This is a genomic window from Roseomonas sp. E05 (assembly GCF_030063475.1).
Taxonomy (GTDB): Bacteria; Pseudomonadota; Alphaproteobacteria; order Acetobacterales; family Acetobacteraceae; genus Pseudoroseomonas.
The window spans coordinates 1-19,024 of record NZ_JASIRT010000045.1 but is presented as its reverse complement, the minus strand read 5'-3'; the positions used below and the strand labels follow the sequence as shown (position 1 = coordinate 19,024).

Here is a 19,024-nt window from a genome sequence, read left to right as displayed (position 1 = left end):
CGGGGCCGACAGAAAGGTGATCAGGCCGGCAGGATGCCGCGGCGGGCATCGGCGCGGCGCAGCCAGGCGGTCAGCGGCAGGGCCAGCAGCACCATCCAGAGCTTGCCCAGCACCTGCCCGGACAGGAAGCTCAGATCGCCGAAGGCGATCAGCAGGAAAAAGACGCTGTCCACCACCAGCCCGACCACGCCCGAGGCCAGCACCGCCAGCACCAGGTTGCGCCGCTGCAGGGGCGTATAGACGGCGAGGTCCACCGTCTCGCTGATCAGGAAGGCGGTGGCGGAGGCCAGCACCAGCGAGGGCGGCGCCAGCAGCGCGGAGAGCGCCGTGCCGGCGAGGATGGCCAGCCAGGCGAAGCCAAGCCCGAGCCGCCGCTGCACCAGGTCCCGCAGCACCAGGGCCAAGCCGATCATCAGCACGCCGGAGGGCGCCATGACGCCGGGCGCCACCGGAATGAGGCAGGGGCCGTCTGCCATGCAGACCGTGCCGGCATTGCCGATGAGCCAATTCGCCGCGGGAATGGTCAGGCCAAAGGCGATCAGGGCCAGCAGGCCCTCCAGGCGGCGAGTGTCGGTCATCTGCGAGTTTTCCCTTATGGGGCGGGTGCATCCGCGCGTAAGCGGCGCGACTGGTACGCCATCCAGCCCTTGGCGCGCAATGCGCAGGCCGGACATTCACCGCAGCCATGCCCCCAGGGATGCAGTTCGCCCCGCTCGCCGAGATAGCAGGTGTGGGTCTTCTCGACGATGTCCCGCACCAGAGGCTCGCCGCCGAGGCTCTCGGCCAGCTCCCAGGTCTGCGCCTTGTCGAGCCACATCAACGGCGTGTGCAGGATGAATCGCTGCTCCATGCCGAGGTTCAGCGCCACCTGGAGCGCCTTGATGGTGTCGTCCCGGCAGTCCGGATAGCCGGAATAGTCCGTCTCGCACATGCCGCCGACGATGTGGCGCAGCCCGCGGCGGTAGGCGAGCGCGGCGGCGAAGGTGAGGAAGACGATGTTGCGGCCGGGGACGAAGGTGTTGGGCAGGCCGCCCTCGGTCATGGCGATCTCGGTCTCGCGCGTCAGGGCGGTGTCCGAGACGGCGCCAAGCGCCTCCAGCGCCAGCGTGTGATCGGCGCCGAGCCGCGCCTGCCAGCGCTCCGGCAGGGCGGCGCGGAAGTCGGCGCGGCATTCCAGCTCGATCCGGTGGCGCTGGCCGTAATCGAAGCCCAGGGTCTCCACCCGCCCGAAGCGGTCCAGCGCCCAGGCCAGGCAGGTGGCGGAGTCCTGCCCGCCGCTGAACAGCACCAGTGCGCCTTCGCTCATTGCTCGCCCTCCTTCGACCCGCCCAGGGCTTCACGCCTGGGGCGGCGAAGGTCAAGCGGCGAATGGCGCACGCACGCGCGCCCCAGAAACCGCGCTCAGAAGAAGGAGAAGGCCTTCTTGCGCGAGCGCTCCGCCTGCACCACCAGCCGTGCCTGATCGGCCGCGAAGGCGCGGCGGGCCGAGAGCCCTGGCGCCCCGATGCCGCGCTGGCGGCACCAGGCGAAGAACTCCTCCGGCCGCATGGCGATGCGGATGACGCGATAGCCTTCCTGCTCCGCCTTCTTCAGGTCCTTCTGCGCACCGAGGCGCCAGTCGTCATAGCTTTCGCTCATGTCCGGCATGGCTTCGCGCAGCGCGCTGAAGCTGCCGGAATCGTACCAGGCAAAGCCCATGACAGGACGGTTGTCCGACTGAAAACCCAGAATTTCAGAGATCATGCCGATCCGCCCACCATCCGAGAGTTGTCAGGACCGTGCGGGACGTGGCGCCGCACGCGGTTTACAGCGGCGCAATATCCGGAACAAAATTTACAAAATTATGAACGAGGTGCGCCGTAATCAGGGCGCCGTGGCGGTGAGCCGCCTTGTCGCCCAGGCGGCAGCCTCGGCCACCACCGGCGAGGCGTCGCCGCGGAGCGCCTCGGCCACCGGGCGCAGCCCGGCCTCACCGGAATTGCCGATGGCGATCAGCACGTTGCGCACGAAGCGGTCGCGCCCGATGCGCTTGATGGGAGAGCCGCTGAACAACGCGCGGAAGGCGGCATCGTCGAGTCCCGCCAGTTCAGCCAGGCGGGGTGCGGTCAGGTCCTCGCGCGGGATCAGGCCGGGCTCCTGCGTGATGTGCGCGAACTTGTTCCAGGGGCAGACCGCCAGGCAATCGTCGCAACCATAGATGCGGTTGCCCATGGCGGCGCGGAATTCCTCGGGGATCGGTCCCTTGTGCTCGATGGTCAGGTAGGAGATGCAGCGCCGCGCATCGAGGCGGTAGGGGCCGGTGAAGGCCTGGGTCGGGCAGGCGGTGAGGCAGCGCGTGCAACGGCCGCAATGGTCGCGCTCGGCGCCGGAGGAGGCGAGGGGGAGGGTCGTGTAGATCTCGCCCAGGAACAGCCAGGAGCCGAACTCCCGTGAGACGAGGTTGCTGTGCTTGCCCTGCCAGCCCAGCCCCGCCGCCTGGGCCAGCGGCTTCTCGGCCACGGGCGCGGTGTCCACGAAGACCTTCAGCGTGCTGTCGCGCCAGCGATCCACCATCCAGCGCGCCAGCGCCTTCAGCCGCTTCTTGACGATGTCGTGGTAGTCCTTGTTGCGGGCATAGACGCTGATGGCGGCGCGGTCGCGCTGGTCGAGGACGCCGAGCGGGTCCTCCTCCGGTCCGTAGTTCATGCCGAGCGCGATGACGGAGACCGCCTCCGGCCAGAGCGCCTGCGGGTGGGCGCGCTGTTCGGCGCGGTCGGCCAGCCAGTCCATCTCGCCCTGCATGCCGGCAGCGAGGAAGGCGTTCAGCCGCTCCCGCACCTCCGGGCCGAGATGCGCCGGCGCGAAGCCCACGGCATGGAAGCCGAGTTCCAGCGCCTGCGCGCGGATCTCCGCCGCCATGCCCTCCGGCGTCAGCGCCGGGGGCGGCGCCTTGCCGGGGCGGGGCTTCTCACCCCCGGCCACGGTAGTTGGGCACGTCCTGGGCCGGCACCCAGACGCCCTCCGGCGCATTGCCGGTCTGCCAGAACACGTCGATCGGGATGCCGCCGCGCGGGTACCAGTAGCCGCCGATGCGCAGCCAGACCGGGTCCAGCACCTCGGCAAGCTTCAGGCCGATGCCCACCGTGCAGGCCTCGTGGAAGGCGCCGTGGTTGCGGAAGCTGGTCAGGTAGAGCTTCAGGCTCTTGCTCTCCACCAGCCAGTCGCGCGGGATGTAGTCGATGACGAGATGCGCGAAGTCCGGCTGGCCGGTGATCGGGCAGAGCGAGGTGAACTCGGGCGCGGTGAAGCGCACGCAGTACTGCTTGCCGGGATGCGGGTTCGGCACCCGCTCCAGCACGGCCTCCTCCGGGCTCTGCGGCTGCGTCGTGGCCTGGCCGAGCATGGTCAGGCCGGACACGTCATGCGTGGTCATGGGGTCGTCGTCTCCTGGGCGCGGACCCAGCCGGCCTCGATGGCGGTCGCCTCCTCGGCGAAGCGGCCCGCGACGATGGCGGCGCGGAGGCGCGCCATCAGGGTCTGGTAGTAGCGGATGTTGTGCCAGGTCAGCAGGATCGGGCCGAGCATCTCACCCGCCTTGAACAGGTGATGCAGATAGCCCCGGCTGTGCCGGGTGCAAGCGGGGCAGTCGCAGTCGGGATCGAGCGGGCCGGTATCCTCGACGTGGCGGGCATTGCGCATGTTCAGCACGCCCTGGCTGGTATAGGCGCGGCCGGTGCGGCCGGAACGTGTCGGGATGACGCAGTCGAACATGTCCACGCCGCGCGCCACGGCGCCCACCAGGTCGGAGGGCGTGCCGACGCCCATCAGGTAGCGCGGATGCGTCTCCGGCAGCATCGGCGCGGCGAAATCGAGGACGCGGAACATCTCCTCCTGCCCTTCGCCCACCGCGAGCCCGCCGATGGCATAGCCCTCGAAGCCGATCCGCTTCAGCGCCTCGGCACTCTCGCCGCGCAGGTCGGCATAGACGCCGCCCTGCTGGATGCCGAAGAGCCCATAGCCTTCGCGCGGCGTGAAGGCGGCGCGGGAGCGCGCGGCCCAGTCCATCGAGAGCCGCATGGCGCGGGCGGCTTCGTCATGCGTCGCCGGGTACTGGATGCACTCGTCGAAGCACATGGTGATGTCGGCATCCAGCAGGTGCTGGATCTCGATGCTGCGCTCCGGCGTCAGGCGGAAGCGCTGGCCGTTGATGTGGCTCTGGAAGGTCACGCCGTCCTTGTCGAGCTTCCGCAACTGGGCCAGCGACATCACCTGGAAGCCGCCGGAATCCGTCAGGATCGGGCCGTGCCAGTCCATCATGGTGTGCAGGCCGCCGAGCTTCGCCACGCGCTCCGCACCGGGGCGCAGCATCAGGTGGTAGGTGTTGCCGAGCACGATGCTCGCGCCGGTGGCGCGCACGCCATCCGCCGTCATGCCCTTCACCGTGCCGGCGGTGCCCACGGGCATGAAGACCGGCGTCGGCACCTCGCCATGCGCGGTGCGCAGCGTGCCGGCGCGGGCATGGCCGTCGCGGCATTGGCAGGTCCAGGAGAGCGTCACTGGCAGGAATCCTCCCGGAACAGCAGGCTGGCATCGCCATAGGAGTAGAAGCGGTAGCCGGCTTCGACGGCATGGGCATAGGCGCTGCGCATCCGCGCCATGCCGGCGAAGGCCGAGACCAGCATGAAGAGGCTGGACTTCGGCAGGTGGAAATTGGTCAGCAGCAGGTCGGCCGAGTGGAAGCGGTGGCCGGGCAGCAGGAAGATGTCCGTCAGGCCGCGGAAGGGATGCACCACGCCCTGGTCGTCCACCGCGCTTTCCAGCAGCCGCAGCGCCGTGGTGCCGATGGCGACGATGCGGCCGCCCTTCGCGCGGGCGTCGTTGATCGCCGCCGCCGCCTCGGGCGTGATCTCGCCCCATTCGGCATGCAGCTTATGGGCGCGCGGGTTCTCGGTGCGAACCGGAAGAAAAGTGCCGGCGCCGACATGCAGCGTCAGCGCGACCTGCCCGACGCCGCGCTCGGCCAGCGCCGCCAGCAGCCGGTCGGTGAAGTGCAGGCTGGCGGTGGGCGCGGCCACCGCGCCGGGCTGGCGCGCGAAGATCGGCTGGTAGTCCTCCCGGTCCTCCGCGCGCGGCCCCTCGGGGCGGGCGATATAGGGCGGCAACGGGATCTCGCCGGCCTTCTCCAGCGCGGCGGCGAGCAGTGCCTGGTCCGGCCCGAAGTCAAGCAGCGCGGCGCCGCCCTCCTGCCGCTCCACCACGCGGGGGGCCAGTTCCGGGGCGCCCTCGATGCTCAGGACGTCGCCGGGGCGCAGCTTCTTCGCATTGCGCACCAGGGCGTGCCAGATGCCGCCGGCCTCGGCGCGGTTGAGCATGACCTCCAGCCGTGCCTCGCCGCGCCGGGCGCGCAGCCGGGCGGGAATGACGCGGGTGTCGTTCACCACCAGCAGGTCGCCGGGGCGCAGCCAGCGCGGCAGGTCCAGCACGCCGGCATCCTGCACGCCCTCCGGCGCGGCCACGAGCATCCGCGCCGCGTCGCGCGGGCGCGCCGGGGCCTGGGCGATCAGCGCCTCGGGAAGGGCGAAGTCGAAATCATCCGCCCGCAAAGGGGGCAGGGTGGAGGGGTCTTGCGCGGTCATTCCGATGGGGGCTTTCGCGGCGGGCGGTAGCGGAGGGGCGGCGCGAACGCAAGCGCGGCCTCGGCACTGCTCACCCCTGCGGGGGTTGCCTCCCCGCCGGGGCGGGGGCAGGCTTCGTCAAAACAGAGAGCGGGGGATCGTCCGACCATGGGCCTCAAAGGGGCGGAATGGCTGGCGCGGAGCATCGCGGCATCCGGCCAGAGCCATGTCTTCTTCATCGACGCCGTGCTGCGCCCCACCCTGATGGCGCTGGAGGCGCAGGGCGTACGGCCGGTGCTGGCGCATTCCGAGAAGGGTGCGGCCTACATGGCCGACGGCTATGCCCGGGTCAGCGGCCGGCCGGGCATCGTCGCGGCGCAGTCGGTCGGCGCGGCCAACCTCGCGGCGGCCTTGCAGGATGCCTGGCTCGGCCGCGCGCCGGTGATCGCGCTCACCGGGCGCAAGCCGCCCTCGGCGCAGCACCGCAATGCCTATCAGGAGGTGCCGCACACGCCGCTTTTCGCGCCCGTGACCAAGTTCGGCGCCGCCGTCGAGGCCGCCGCCGACCTGCCGCGCCTCTTCCGCATGGCCTGGGCCGCCGCCACCACCGCTCCGCCGCGCCCGGTGCATCTCGACCTCAACGGGCTGATGGGCGAGGTGGTGGAGCAGGGCGATACCGGCGCCGAGGCGGCCGATTTCTCCGCCTGGACCGCGCCCCGGCACCGCCCGGTGGCGGAGGGCGCGCAGATCGAGGCCGCCGCCGCCCGTCTCCGCGCGGCCGAGGACATCGTGATCCTGGCCGGCGATGGCGCCGCGCTCTCCGGTTGCGGCGCCGAGCTGCAGGTGCTGGCCGAGGCGCTGCAGGCGCCCGTCGTCACCAGCCTGGGGGCGCGGGATCTGCTGCCCTCCCGGCACCCGCTCAACCTGGGCGTCGCCGGCAGCTACTCGGCGCCGCCGGCCAACCAGGTGCTGCACGAGGCCGGGCTGGTGCTGATGGTCGGCTGCGACGGTGGCGACCAGGTGACGCATGGCTGGCGCTTCCCGCGCCCCGGCACACCGGTCATCCAGATCGACGCCGACGCGCTGGAACTGGACCGCTGCCCGGCCGAGCTCTCCCTGCATGGCGACCCGCGCGGCACGCTGAGCCATCTGATCGAGGCGCTCGGCCGTCCGGCGCGCGACCATGCCTTCGCCCGCCAGGCCATCGCCCGGATGGAGGAATGGCGCGCCGCCATGGCGCCCCGCCTCGGCAGCAACGAGACGCCGATCGACCCGGCGCGGCTCTGCGCCGAGATTTCCGCCGCCCTGCCGGAGGACGGCATCCTCGTCGCCGACACCGGCTATTCCGGCATCTGGACCGGCACGCTGATCGAGATGAACGGCGCCGGGCAGCGCTACCTTCGCGCCGCCGGCTCGCTCGGCTGGGCCTTCCCGGCCTCGCTCGGCGCCAAATGCGCGGCGCCGGACCGCAAGGTGGTCTGCTGGAGTGGCGACGGCGCGCTCTACTACCACCTCACCGAGCTGGAGACGGCCAAGCGCCGCGGCATCGCCGTCACGCTGGTGGTGAACAACAACCGCGGCTTCGGCCAGGGCTGGCCCAACCTCGTGCGCGCCGCCGGCAACAACCCCGAGCGCGCCGCCACGCTGCTGCGCTTCGGCGAGCACACCGATTTCTGCGCCATCGCGCGCGGCTTCGGCCTGCGCGGCATCCGTGTCGAGCGCCCGGAGGAGATCGGCCCGGCGCTGCGCGAGGCCATGGCCGCTGAAGAGACCGTGCTGGTCGAGGTGATGACCGGCATCGACCATCGCGCGCCCGAACCTTGGGCGCCGGAGGAGTGAGCATGAAGGTTTCGATCATCGGTGCGGGACTGATGGGCCATGCGCTGGCCCTGGTCTTCGCCATCGGCGGGCACCGCGTGCGGCTGACCGACAACAGCCCCGCCGCCCTGGCCCGCGCGCCCTCCCTGATGGAGAAGGCGCGTGCCACACTGGAGGGCGCCGGCGAGGCGAACGGCCTCACCGAAGCCGGGCTGCGCGAGCGCGTCACGCTGCACGACAACCTCGCCGAGACGGTGGCCGACGCCGAACTGGTGATCGAGGCCATCATCGAGAAGCCCGAGGTGAAGCGCGCGCTCTTCGCCGGGCTTGATCCGCTGATGCCGCCGGATGCCATCCTGGCCAGCAACACCTCCTATCTCGATGCCTTTCCGCTGATGCCGCCCGGCAGGCTCAAGCGCGCCATCCTGATGCACTGGTACACGCCGCCCTATCTGGTGGACCTGGTGGATCTCGTCGGCAGCCCGGAATGCCCGCCGGAGCTGGTCGAGCAGGTGGCCGCCATGCTGCGGGCGATGGGCAAGGTGCCGCTCGTCATGCGCCGCTTCCTGCCGGGCTATCTTGCCAACCGCATCCAGTCGGCGCTGGCGGGCGAGTGCTACCGCCTGATGGACGAGGGCTATGCCACGCCGCAGGAGATCGACGCTGCCATCATCCACGGGCTCGGGTTGCGGCTGCTGCTGCTGGGCCAGATGGCGAAGGCCGACTTCACCGGCCTGCCGCTTTCCGCCCAGGCGCTGGCCAATGGCATGTACCAGCCGCCACCGCCGCGCCGGAACAGCGAGACACTCGACCGGGCTTTGGCGGAAGGCCACACTGGCGTCATGGCCGGGCGCGGGCTCTACGACTGGGGCGGGCAGGACCCGGAGGCACTGCTGGCCGAGCGTGACCGCCGCCTGCTGGCGCTGAAGCGCGCCATGAAGGAGATCGGCCCGATGGCGGGCCTGGAGGACAAGAACGCATGATCCGCTACGAACTTTCCGGCAAGACGGCGCTCGTCACCGGCGGCGCCTCGGGCATCGGACTCGCCACCGTGCGCGGCCTGGCCGAGGCCGGCTGCCGCGTTGCCATCAACCATCTGGCGGACGATCCGCGCGCCGAGGCCGTCATCGCCGAACTGCGCGCGGCGGGGCATGACGTGCTCTCCGCGCCAGGCAGCGTCGGCGATGCGGAGGCCGGGCCGCGCATGGTGGAGAAGGCCATCGCCGATCTCGGCGGGCGGCTCGATTATCTGGTGAACAATGCCGGCACGCCGGGCACGAGCAGCCTCATCCCGCCGACCGCGCTGGACCGCATCACCGAGGATCTGTGGCAGACCGTGCTGCAGGTGAACCTGCTCGGCGTCTTCCGCTGCGCCAAGGCGGCGGCGCCGGCGCTGAAGGCGGCACAGGGCGCGGTGGTGAACGTCGCCTCCATCGCCGGGCTCGACAGTCCCGGCAGCTCGATGGCCTATGGCGCCACCAAGGCGGGCGTGATCAGCCTGACCAAGAACCTGGCGCGCGCCCTGGCGCCCGAGGCGCGGGTGAATGCCGTCGCCCCCGGGGCGGTGGACAGCCCCTGGATGGTGGAATGGACCGAGGAGCGCCGCGCCGCCTCCGCCAACAAGGCCCTGCTGAAGCGGCGCAACCAGCCGGAAGACCTCGCCGAGGTCATCCTCTTCCTGCTCGCCGGCGCGCGGATGGTGACGGGCCAGACCGTCGTGGTCGATGGCGGGCTGACGCTGGAAGCGCGGTAAGCGAAGGAACGAGGGGGCCTCGCCCCCTCGCGCTCCCCTGCCAGGAAACTGAGTTTCCTGGACCTTCCCTCAGCCGAGGGCAGCGACACCCTCGATCTCCAGCAGGAACTCCGGCAGGGGAAGGGCCTTCACCACCGCCGTCGTGCGCGCCGGATAAGGGCCGGCGCCATACCAGGCGGCGTAGAGCCGGTTCATCTCCTTCACGTCCTCCTCGCGCGTCAGCAGCACATTGACCTTCACCAGGCGGTTGCGGTCGGCGCCGGCCTGGGCGAGCACTTTGTCCAGCGTCGCCAGCACGAGCTGCATCTGTGCCGCGAAGCCCTCCGGCACCGTGTTGTCCGCACTCAGCGGCCCGATGCCGGAGATGTAGAGCAGGTCCCCGGTGCGCACCGCGTAGGACAGCGGCGGCGTGCGAAGTCCGGCAGGTGGCGGGATATGCGTCAGTTCGCGCATGGCGATGCTCCTCTTCAATACCAGCGGCCATCCTGCACGTCATGCCGGCCGCAGGCGAGACGCCTTGCCCCCGCGCCGCCTGAGCGGCACGCTGCTTGCTGATGCTGCACTGATCGCAATCACCGACGGACCCTCGCCATGCCCCAGGTTGATACCGCCCGCTTCCTTCAGGACCTGCACGATCTGCGCAGGATCGGCGCCTTCAAGACCGGCGTGCATCGCCCGACCTACTCTCCCCAGGACATGGAATCCCGCCGCTGGCTGATGCAGCGGATGGAGGAGATCGGGCTGGAAGCCTCGATCGACGGCATCGGCAACGTCTTCGGGCGGCACAAGGGGCCGGGGCCGCATCTGCTCGTCGGCAGCCATATCGAGAGCCAGAACGAGGCCGGCTGGCTGGATGGCGCGCTCGGCGTCGTCGCCGGGCTGGCGCTGGCGCGTGCGGGGTTGCCGGTGGATGTCTGCGCCTTCGCCGATGAGGAAGGGCATTTCGAGGGCGGATTCCTCGGCAGCAAGTCGATCATCGGCGAGCTGTCGGAGGAGGAGATCGACCGCAGCCGCAGCCGCAACGATGGCACGCCGCTGCGCGAGGCGCTGAAGGCCGCTGGCCTCGCCGGACTGCCGCGCATGCAGATCGACCCTGCCCGCTACAAGGGCTTTTTCGAGATGCATATCGAGCAGGGCACGCAACTGGAGGGGGCGGGGCTGCAGGTCGGCGTCGTCACCGGCATCGTGGCCATCTGGCAGTGGCGGCTGATCGTGACGGGCCAGCAGGACCATGCCGGCGGCACCACCATGGCCGAGCGCAGGGATGCCGGGCTGACGGCGGTGCGCCTGCTCGCCGCCATCGACCAGGAGTTCCCGCGCATCTGCGGCGAGCGCAGCACCTGGACCACCGGGCGCATCCTGCTGGAGCCGGGGGCCCCGAGCATCATTCCGGGCAAGGCGGACGTGCTCTTCCAGTTCCGGGACGTGTCCATGGAAAAGCTGCAGGAAATGGAAGCGACGCTGCGGATGCTGGTGCGCGAGAGCAATCGCCGCGAGCGCTGCCACACCGAGCTGATCAGCATCAGCAAGGCGACGCCGGCGCTCTGCGACCCGGCAATGATGCGCGCGCTCGGCGGCGCGGCGGAGGCGCTGGCGGCTGGCGCCTGGCAGGAGATGCCAAGCGGCGCGGGGCATGATGCGCAATACCTGGCGAAGCGGATGCCGGCCTCGATGCTCTTCGTGCCCTCGGTCGGCGGCATCAGCCACCACTGGGCGGAAGACACCAAGGAGGAGGATCTCGCCCTCGGCGTGCAGGTGCTGGCGGAGGGCGCCGCGCGCTATCTGGCAGGCTCGAACTGAAGCGCTCTGTCCGGCGCTGGAGCCGGGGGAGAATGAATTCTCCCCCGGACCCCCTCTTCTTTTTTCTGCCAGTTCATGAAGCAGCCCCGGCGATGGCTGGCAAAACTGGAAACTGATAAAAAAGAGGGGGTTTGGGGGGTCCGAGGCACTGCCTCGGACAACTCCCCCAACCTTGCTTTATTCCCGCCTCGTTTTCGCGGAACTTCCTATCCCGGCGCCAGATCCACCTCGACCTGCAGGCTGTGCCGCCCCCCGCCGAGGATGATGCCGCGCAGGGGCGAGATGTCGTGGAAGTCGCGCCCCCAGCCCAGCGTGACATGCTCGTCGCGCACAACGAGGGCGTTGGTGGGGTCGAGGTCCACCCAGCCGTGTTCCGGCCCGAGCCAGGCGCCGACCCAGGCATGCGACTGGTCGGCGCCCAGGCGCGGGGCGCCGCCGGGCGGCGGCAGGGTACGGATATAGCCGGAGACGTAGCGCGCCGGCAGGCCGAGGCCACGCAGCGCGCAGAGCACCAGATGGGTGAAGTCCTGGCAGACGCCCGCCCGTTGCGCCAGCACCTGCGAGACCGGCGTGGCGATGCCGGTGACGCCGGCACGGAAGGCGAAATCCCGCCGGATGCGGGCGTTCAGGTCGAGCAGCCCTTCCAGCACGGGCCGGCCGGGCGGGAAGGATGTGGCGGCATAGGCGGTGGCGCCGGCCTCGGGCGGCAGCATCGGCGAAGGGAGGGCGAATTCGGCGGCCGAAGGATCCTGCGCCGACAGCGCCGTGATCTCCTCCCAGGGCGGCGTGGCGGAGGGCTGCGGTATGGCGGGGGCGGTGACCTCGACGGTCGCTTCCGCCGTCACCTCGAACACTGAATGCGGGCGGTCGAGAAAGATCCAGGTGGCGCGGTTGCCGAAATGATCCGTGCCGGTGGAAATCCGCGACGGCTCGGGCTGGCAGGTCAGGCTCTCGGCCAGCACGCGCTGGTGCGGCAGCGGCCGGGGCGCGAGGTGCAGCAGATGGGTGGCGATGTCCACCGGCTCGGCATAGCGATAGGTGGTGGCGTGCCGCACGCACCAGATCATGCCGCGCCTCCCGGCATTTCCTGACCAATCTGCTGGATCGGCGGCAGCAGCGCGAAGTAGCGGCGGGTGATGGCGTCGGAGAGGGCGGCGATCTCGCCCTCCATGGCGGTGAGGCGCGGCGCGAGCGCCACCGCCGCGGCCGCCTGATCGGGGGCGGCGAGCACGGTGCCGGGCATGGCCTCCACGGCAGCGATCAGCGCCTCGGCGGGCGGCAGCAACTCGCGCTCGGGGCCGCCATCCACCGCCCGCAGCACGTCGCGGATAGCGTGGAGCTGGAAGGCGAGGCCACGCGGGTTGCCGGGATCGGCCAGCACCAGATCCAGCGCCGGCGCCGGCTGCAAGGTGCCGAGATAGCGGTTGCGATAGGTGATGACGGAATCGCACAGCTCCAGCGCCAGCCGCAGCCCGCCCTCGATGCGGCTGGGGCTCTGGCTGAGCGCGAAACCGAGCTGCGCGGCGATGCTCTGCGCCCGCTCGACGCGGCGGCCGAGGTCGAGGAAGGCGAAGCCGCCGGCGCGCACCATGTTCTCGGCCACCGCACCGGCGACGCCGGCGGAATAGCGCAGCACGCTGCCCAGCACCGCCTCCAGCCCCTGCAGACCGAGCTGCGGAGCGTCGGCCTGCACCCGCACGGCGCGCAGCGGCAGGGTGAAGAGCGTGTGCATGTCGCCGGTCAGGCGATCGCGCACCGCCTCGACGAGACGGCCGATCTCGTCGAACAGCCGCGCCACCGTGCCGCCCTGCCGCAGCGCGCGCCAGAGCGCGGCCTGGAAGGCGGAACTGGCTGCGGCGTTCGGCATGTCCTCGGTGGTCAGCAGCCCGGCATGGCGCAGGCCGGTGGAGAGGGCGGCCAGCTCCGCCACCTCGCGCGGCAGCAGGGGGCCGCGGTCCAGCCGCGCCAGGGCGGCGCGCATCAGCCGCGCCGCGCCCTCCATGCGCTCGACATAGCGGCCGAGCCAGAACAGGTTGTCGGCGACGCGGCTGGGCAGGTCGCCACCGGCGCGGCGGATCGGCAGCGGGGCCTGGCGATGCAGGCCCGGCCCCTGGATGCGGCCGCCTTCCTCGCTGAGCACCCAGACATCCTTGGCCAGCGCCTGACGCGGCAGGCGGCCGATCGGTCCCGTGGCGTCGTCCGGCACACGGGCGAGGCCGCCGGGCAGGACGCTCCAGCCCTCGCCATCCTGCGCCAGGAACAGCCGCAGCAGCACCGGGCGCGGTGTCAGGCCGCCACCCACCACGAAGGGCGCGACGGAAGGCGGGAGATCGCGCGTCGCGGCGAAGTCACGCGGTTGCGCGGCCACGCGGGCGAGCAGCGTGTCGCGCTGCGCGGGCGTCATCCGGCCGGGCCGCCAGGCCGGGGCAATGCCGTCAGTGGCCGGGCGCAGCAGCCAGCCGTCGGGGTCGCGCAGCACGGCGGCGAGGGCTTCCGGCTCGGCCAGCCAGTGCGTCTCGACGGAGGGCAGGCGCAGCGTCTCGCCGAGCAGGCGCTCGCTGAGGCGGGGCAGCAGGGCGGTCAGGCCCGGCGCCTCGGCCAGCCCGCAGCCGGGCGCGTTGACCACCCGCACGCCGCCATGGCGCCAGGCATCCAGCAGGCCGGGCACGCCCGGCTCCTGGCCGCCGAACTCCAGCGGATCGAGCAGGCGCCCGTCCATTCGGCGCAGCAGCACATGCACGGGCTGCAGGCCCTTCAACGTCTTGAGGAAGACCGCGCCGCCGCGCGCCGTCAGATCGCCCGGCTCGACCAGCGCGCAGGACAGCTCGCGCGCCAGCAGCACGTGTTCGAACCAGAGCGGGTGCCGCACGCCGGGCGTCAGCAGGGCGATGGCGGCATTGTCCTGGCGGGGTGGGGCGAGCCGCTGCAGCGCATCCTGCCAGAGGTCGAAGAAGGGCCGCAGCGGTCGCACCTGCTGGCCCTGGAAGATGTGGGGCAGCACGCGCCCCAGCATGCGCCGGTTCTCCTGCGCATGGCCGATGCCGGCGGCGCGGCTGGTGCGGTCGGCCAGCACCTGCCAGCGCCCGTCCGGCCCGCGCAGCAGGTCGGCGGCATAGGTCTGCAGCATCGGGCGCGGCGGCGGCTGCTCGGCGCTGCGGCAGGGGCGCAGGAAGGCCGGGTTGGCGAAAACCAGTTCCGGCGGCACCAGCCGCTCGGTCAGCAGGCGCTGCGCACCATAGAGGTCCGCAAGGAGGGCATCCAGCAGCCGGGCGCGCTGCGCCAGGCCCTCGGCCAGCAGGGCGAACTCACTGGCCGGCAGGGGCAGCGGCACGGGGTCGCAGCGCCAGGAGGGCTCGGCGCGCTGCAGGCCGGGCAGCAGGGAGGTGGCGCCCTCCTCCTCGAAGGCGCGGTCGAGCCGGCGCGTGGCCTCGCCGAGGCCGCCCTCCGCATAGTCGGGCGGCAGGTCGGAGAGGGCCGCGAGCACGCGCCGCCAGTGCGGCCGCACCTGGCCGCGGCCATCGACCATCTCATCGGGCGGGGAGGGCTGGTTCACCCCCGGCCCGCTATCACGCGAGGCGGCGCAGGTCGAGAGTTCGCCGCAGTTCCGTCCCCTGCACGGGCACCGGCGCGGCGCCGGGACCGGGGGTGTGGCCGAAGGGGAAGAAGCGGGCGCGGCGCCGTGCCTCCGCCTCGTTGGCATTCACCGGGAAACGCTCGTAGTTGCGCCCGCCCGGATGCGCCGCGTGATGCGTGAAGCCGCCGAGGCTGCGGCCGGTCCAGCTGTCCCAGAGGTCGAAGACCAGCGGCGTCTGCGCGCGGATGGCCGGGTGCATGGCGGAAGTCGGCGCCCAGGCCTTGAAGCGGATGCCGGCCACGAACTCGGCGGCGCGGCCGGTTGCGGCCATCGGCAGCGCACGCCCGTTCACTGCGAGGATAAAGCGCTCCGGCACGAAGCCGGTGGCGCGGAGTTGCAGGCGCTCGGTGCTGCTGTCCACGAAGCGCGCGGTGCCGCCGACGTAGTTCTCCTCGCCCAGTACGTTCCAGGGCTCCAGCGCGTGCCGCAGTTCCAGGCCGACATCGTGCACCGCCGTCTCGCCCAGCAGCGGGAAGCGGAACTCGAAATGCGGGTCGAACCAGTCGGCCTCCAGCGGTGCGCCGAGGGCCTTCAGCTCCTCGATGGCATCGCGGAAATCCTCGCGCGCGTAGTGCGGCAGCATGAAGTCGTCATGCAGGCGGCTGCCCCAGCGGATCAGGCGGCGTTCGTAGGGTGCCTTCCAGAAGGCGGCCACGGCGGCGCGCATCAGCAGCATCTGCGCCGCCGACATGCGCGGGTTGGGCGGCATCTCGAAGGCGCGGAACTCCACCAGCCCGCGCCGGCCGCCGACATTGTCCGGCGAGTAGAGCTTGTCGATGCTGAATTCGGTGCGGTGGGTATTGCCGGTCATGTCCGCGAGGATGTTGCGGAACAGCCGGTCCACCAGCCAGGGCGGGCATTCCACGCCCGGGCGCACCTGCTGGAAGGCGATCTCCAGGTCGTTCAGCACATCCTGCCGCGCCTCGTCGATGCGCGGGTGCTGGCTGGTCGGGCCGATGAACAGGCCGGAGAACAGGAAGGAAAGGCTCGGATGGTTGTGCCAGAAGCCGAGCAGCGACCTCAGCAGGTCCGGCCGGCGCAGGAAGGGACTTTCGGCCGCTGTCTCGCCGCCCATCACCACATGGTTGCCGCCGCCGGTGCCGACATGCCGCCCATCCAGCATGAATTTCTCGGTCGCCAGCCCTTCCTCGCGCGCCAGGGCGTAGAGCTGCTCGGTGCGCTCCACATGCTCGGCCCAGGAATGGGAGGGATGGATGTTCACCTCGATCACCCCGGGGTCGGGCGTGACGGAGAAGCCGAGCAGGCGTGGGTCGGAGGGCGGGCCATAGCCTTCCAGCACCACGCGGCGACCGGTGGCCGCGGCGGTTGCCTCGACGGCGGCGCAGAGTTCCAGCCAGTCCTCGGCGGTGTAGAGCGGCGGGAGGAAGATGTGCAGCCTGCCCTCGCGGGCTTCCACCGTCAGCGCGGTACGGACGAGATCCGGCTCCTCGCGGCCGGGCTCGGGGCGGCTGGCGGGCAAGGGCGCGTGGAGGCGGCGCAGCGCCCCGGCGCCGGGCAGCGGGCCGGGGGCGGCAGGGGACCCCTCGAGGGCATGGTGCCCGGGCTGGTGGTGGATCGGGAAGCCGGGCGCACCTTCCACCGGCTGCGGCCGGCCCGGGCGGAAGGCCTGGGCCGGGGGCAGCGGGCCGCGCGGGGCGAATGGATCGGGCTCGAACCTTGCCGGGATGCTGGCCGGGTCGGCCCAGGGCAGGCTTTCCAGCGGCAGGCGGAAGCCGATCGGCGAATCGCCGGGGACGAGGAAGATCGGATCCTCATCGCGGAACAGCCAGCGGCCGGATTCCCAGGCTTCGCCCCCGTTCCGGCGGCGCAGCGGCAGAACCGAGCCGACGCTCGCCGCCAGCCCCTGGCCGAAGACCTTCGCCAGCCGCGCGCGCTCCAGCGGGTCGCGCAGCTTCGAATCCTCGGTCAGGACATTGGCCGGCAGCCGCTTCTCCTTCCAGAGGAAGTAATGGATATCCTCATAGGCCGGCTGCACGAAGCCGGTGTCCAGGCCGAGCCGTTCCGCCAGGGCGGCGGCGAAGGCTGCGGCATCGGCGGCGGTGGCGCTGTCGGCATGCTCGTCGTCGGAGAGCAGGGCGGGGTCCGTCCAGACCGGCTCGCCATCCTTGCGCCAATAGGCGTTCAGCGCCCAGCGCGGCAGCTGCTCGCCGGGATAGTGCTTGCCCGCCGCGTGCTGCACCACCCCGCCCGGCGCCCAGAGTGGCATCAGCCGCCTCAGCAGCCGCCCGGCGATGCGCCGCTTGGTGGGGCCGAGGGCGTCGGTGTTCCACTCCGGCGCCTCCTGGTCGGTGGCGGAGACGAAGGTGGGCTCGCCCCCCATGGTCAGCCGCACCTTGCCCTCGGTGAGCTGCGCGTCCACCGCCTCGCCGGCCTCCAGGATGTCCTGCCAAGTCGCCTCGGAATAGGGCCTGGTGACGCGCGGCGTCTCGCGCACACGGGTGACGCGCATCCCGAAGTCGAAGGACACCTCGGCCTTGGACATCAGGCCGCTGATCGGCGCCGCCGACTGCGGTTCGGGCGTCGCCGCAAGCGGGATGTGGCCCTCGCCGGCCAGCAGGCCGGAGGTGGCGTCCAGCCCCACCCAGCCGGCGCCGGGGAGATAGACCTCGGCCCAGGCGTGCAGGTCGGTGAAGTCGGCCGCGGGGCCTTCCGGGCCTTGCAGCGGCTTCTGGTCGGCAACGAGCTGGATCAGGTAGCCGGAGACGAAGCGTGCCGCATAGCCCAGGTTGCGCAGAAGCTGCACCAGCAGCCAGGCGCTGTCCCGGCAGGAGCCCTTGCCCCCGGCCAGCGCCTGCTCCGGCGTCCAGACACCGGGCTCCAGCCGCACGATGTAGGAGATGCGCTGCTGCACCAGGGCGTTCAGCGCCATCAGCATGGAGACGGTGCCCTGCTCGCCGCGCGGGATCTCGGCGAGCAGGGCGGCGAGGTGAGGGCCAGGCTCGGCAGCGCGGCGAAAGGGCGCCAGCTCCTGCTCCAGCACCGGGTCGTAGGCGAAGGGCCAGGTCTCGGCTTCCGGTTCCAGGAAGAAGTCGAAGGGGTTGATGGTGGCCATGTCGGCCACGAGGTCCACCGTCACGTCGAAATGCGTGACCGGCTCCGGGAAGACGACGCGGGCCAGGAAATTGCCCTGCGGGTCCTGCTGCCAGTTCAGGAAGTGCGGCTTGGGCGCGATGTTCAGCGCATAGGAGAGAATGGGCGTGCGGGCATGTGGCGCCGGCCGCAGCCGGATGGTCTGCGGCCCCAGACTCACAGGGCGATCGTAACGGTAGCTGGTGCGGTGGGTCAGCGCGACATGGATCGACATGCGGGGGCCCGGCGGATGTTGCTGCAGCGCAGCTTAGACCGCGCCGAGCGCGCCGCGAAACCCGCCGCGCGCGGCAGCGGCGAATCGGAGCCGGGTTGGCGTCCCGCCCGGACCGCTCCATCATGCCGGCCTTGCCGGATCACCCGCAGGCGGAGGCTGTCAGCATGGTTGTCGAGCGCGATCCCACCACCGGCGGCCTGGAAGGCGCGCCGCCCAGCCTGGAGGTCGCGGGCGCCGTCGCCACCATCCGCCTGAACCGGCCGCGCCACCACAACCGGCTGGAACCGGAGGATCTGCTGCGCCTCGTGCGGCTGCTCGACGCAGTCGAGGCGGATGAGGCCCTGCGGGTGCTGGTCTTCACCGGCACAGGCCGTTCCTTCAGCGCCGGCTACAACATCGGCAGGCTGGGCGAGGGCGCCGGGCCGGAGATCCCTGAGTTTGGCACCGTGGCGGACCGGCTGGAGCGCTGCCGGGTGCCGACGATCTGCGCGCTGAACGGCAGCGTCTATGGCGGTTCGGTGGACCTCGCCATGGCCGCCGACTTCCGCATCGGCGCTGCCGGCCTCTCGCTGACCATGCCAGCCGCCCGGCTGGGGCTGCACTACTATCCGAGCGGACTGCAACGCGCCGTCGCGCGCCTCGGCCCGGCGGCGGCCAAGCGGCTGTTCCTGCTGGCCGAGCCGGTTGGCACCGAGGAGTTGCTGCGCATCGGCTTCCTGGACGAAGCCGTGCCGGCGGAAACCCTGAAGGCGCATGTCGCCGCCCGCGCGACGCTGCTGGCCGAGCGGGCGCCGCTGGCCGTGCAGGGCATGAAGGCGGCGCTGAACGATTTCGCGCGGGGCGCCGCCAACATCGCGGCGATCGAGGCGCGCCATCAGCAGTCGCAGCGCTCGGCCGACCTCGCCGAAGGCCGCGCCGCCTGGCTGGAGAAGCGCGCCCCGCGCTTCACGGGGTGCTAGGAGCATCTTCACCCGTTCCGATGCATCATCGGAACGGGTGAAGATGCTCGTCAAAACAAAATGCTCTAAGCGGTGGTGACGATTTCAGCGGAGTAGGATGGCGATTGAGGCGAGCAGAACGAAGCCGCGGAAGTTGGCGAG

At 71.5% G+C, this 19,024-nt stretch carries 16 protein-coding genes; 5 read left to right on the top strand and 11 right to left on the bottom strand.

Features of this window, described 5'->3' with window-relative positions:
- Positions 1–20: 20 nt before the first annotated feature.
- From QMO56_RS24685 to queA, 7 genes are all read right to left on the bottom strand, one after another.
- Positions 21–578 (bottom strand): VUT family protein, encoded by a 558-nt coding sequence (locus QMO56_RS24685; protein ID WP_283529994.1) that lies wholly within the window; start codon positions 576–578, stop codon positions 21–23.
- Positions 579–592: 14 nt separating this feature from the next.
- Positions 593–1,306 carry a 7-cyano-7-deazaguanine synthase QueC gene (gene queC, locus QMO56_RS24680; protein ID WP_283529992.1) on the bottom strand — a complete coding sequence of 238 codons (714 nt, stop codon included), beginning with the start codon at positions 1,304–1,306 and terminating at the stop codon, positions 593–595.
- Positions 1,307–1,401: 95 nt separating this feature from the next.
- On the bottom strand, positions 1,402–1,743 hold the full coding sequence (locus tag QMO56_RS24675; protein ID WP_283529990.1) for a hypothetical protein: 342 nt from the start codon (positions 1,741–1,743) through the stop codon (positions 1,402–1,404).
- Positions 1,744–1,863: 120 nt separating this feature from the next.
- The gene (queG, locus tag QMO56_RS24670; RefSeq protein ID WP_283530020.1) at positions 1,864–2,898 is read right to left on the bottom strand and encodes a tRNA epoxyqueuosine(34) reductase QueG; all 1,035 of its coding nucleotides are present in this window, start codon (positions 2,896–2,898) and stop codon (positions 1,864–1,866) included.
- A 49-nt stretch (positions 2,899–2,947) separates the two neighbouring features.
- Positions 2,948–3,412, bottom strand: coding sequence for a preQ(1) synthase (gene queF, locus QMO56_RS24665; protein WP_283529988.1), 465 nt, complete (start codon positions 3,410–3,412; stop codon positions 2,948–2,950).
- Positions 3,409–4,542: a tRNA guanosine(34) transglycosylase Tgt gene (gene tgt, locus QMO56_RS24660; protein ID WP_408906553.1), complete on the bottom strand. Its 1,134-nt coding sequence runs from the start codon at positions 4,540–4,542 to the stop codon at positions 3,409–3,411. Before tgt ends, queF begins: the two co-directional genes overlap by 4 nt.
- Complete coding sequence (gene queA / locus QMO56_RS24655) at positions 4,533–5,615, bottom strand: tRNA preQ1(34) S-adenosylmethionine ribosyltransferase-isomerase QueA (RefSeq protein ID WP_408906552.1); 1,083 nt, start codon at positions 5,613–5,615, stop codon at positions 4,533–4,535. Before queA ends, tgt begins: the two co-directional genes overlap by 10 nt.
- 147 nt (positions 5,616–5,762) lie before the next feature.
- On the opposite strand from queA, the gene QMO56_RS24650 reads away from it, so the two are divergent.
- From QMO56_RS24650 to QMO56_RS24640, 3 genes are read left to right on the top strand one after another with little or no spacing between them, the layout of a single operon-like run.
- Positions 5,763–7,433 carry a thiamine pyrophosphate-binding protein gene (locus QMO56_RS24650; RefSeq protein WP_283529984.1) on the top strand — a complete coding sequence of 557 codons (1,671 nt, stop codon included), beginning with the start codon at positions 5,763–5,765 and terminating at the stop codon, positions 7,431–7,433.
- Between the two features lie 2 nt (positions 7,434–7,435).
- Positions 7,436–8,395: a 3-hydroxyacyl-CoA dehydrogenase family protein gene (locus tag QMO56_RS24645; protein ID WP_283529982.1), complete on the top strand. Its 960-nt coding sequence runs from the start codon at positions 7,436–7,438 to the stop codon at positions 8,393–8,395.
- On the top strand, positions 8,392–9,165 hold the full coding sequence (locus tag QMO56_RS24640) for an SDR family NAD(P)-dependent oxidoreductase (protein WP_283529980.1): 774 nt from the start codon (positions 8,392–8,394) through the stop codon (positions 9,163–9,165). Before QMO56_RS24645 ends, QMO56_RS24640 begins: the two co-directional genes overlap by 4 nt.
- Before the next feature lie 69 nt (positions 9,166–9,234).
- On the opposite strand, the gene QMO56_RS24635 is transcribed toward QMO56_RS24640, so the two are convergent.
- A complete protein-coding gene (locus QMO56_RS24635) occupies positions 9,235–9,618 on the bottom strand; it encodes a RidA family protein (protein ID WP_283529978.1) in 384 nt (127 codons plus the stop codon).
- Positions 9,619–9,756: 138 nt separating this feature from the next.
- Here QMO56_RS24635 and QMO56_RS24630 point away from each other — a divergent pair, with 138 nt between their 5' ends.
- The gene (locus QMO56_RS24630) at positions 9,757–10,965 is read left to right on the top strand and encodes a Zn-dependent hydrolase (RefSeq protein WP_283529976.1); all 1,209 of its coding nucleotides are present in this window, start codon (positions 9,757–9,759) and stop codon (positions 10,963–10,965) included.
- Between the two features lie 206 nt (positions 10,966–11,171).
- On the opposite strand, the gene QMO56_RS24625 is transcribed toward QMO56_RS24630, so the two are convergent.
- From QMO56_RS24625 to QMO56_RS24615, 3 genes are read right to left on the bottom strand one after another with little or no spacing between them, the layout of a single operon-like run.
- Positions 11,172–12,032, bottom strand: a complete 861-nt coding sequence (locus tag QMO56_RS24625) for a transglutaminase family protein (RefSeq protein WP_283529974.1) — start codon at positions 12,030–12,032, stop codon at positions 11,172–11,174.
- Positions 12,029–14,518: a circularly permuted type 2 ATP-grasp protein gene (locus QMO56_RS24620; RefSeq protein WP_283529972.1), complete on the bottom strand. Its 2,490-nt coding sequence runs from the start codon at positions 14,516–14,518 to the stop codon at positions 12,029–12,031. Before QMO56_RS24620 ends, QMO56_RS24625 begins: the two co-directional genes overlap by 4 nt.
- Positions 14,519–14,531: 13 nt before the next feature.
- Positions 14,532–17,924 carry a DUF2126 domain-containing protein gene (locus QMO56_RS24615; RefSeq protein WP_283529971.1) on the bottom strand — a complete coding sequence of 1,131 codons (3,393 nt, stop codon included), beginning with the start codon at positions 17,922–17,924 and terminating at the stop codon, positions 14,532–14,534.
- A 95-nt stretch (positions 17,925–18,019) separates the two neighbouring features.
- Here QMO56_RS24615 and QMO56_RS24610 point away from each other — a divergent pair, with 95 nt between their 5' ends.
- On the top strand, positions 18,020–18,883 hold the full coding sequence (locus tag QMO56_RS24610) for an enoyl-CoA hydratase/isomerase family protein (protein WP_283529969.1): 864 nt from the start codon (positions 18,020–18,022) through the stop codon (positions 18,881–18,883).
- Positions 18,884–19,024 lie beyond the last annotated feature (141 nt).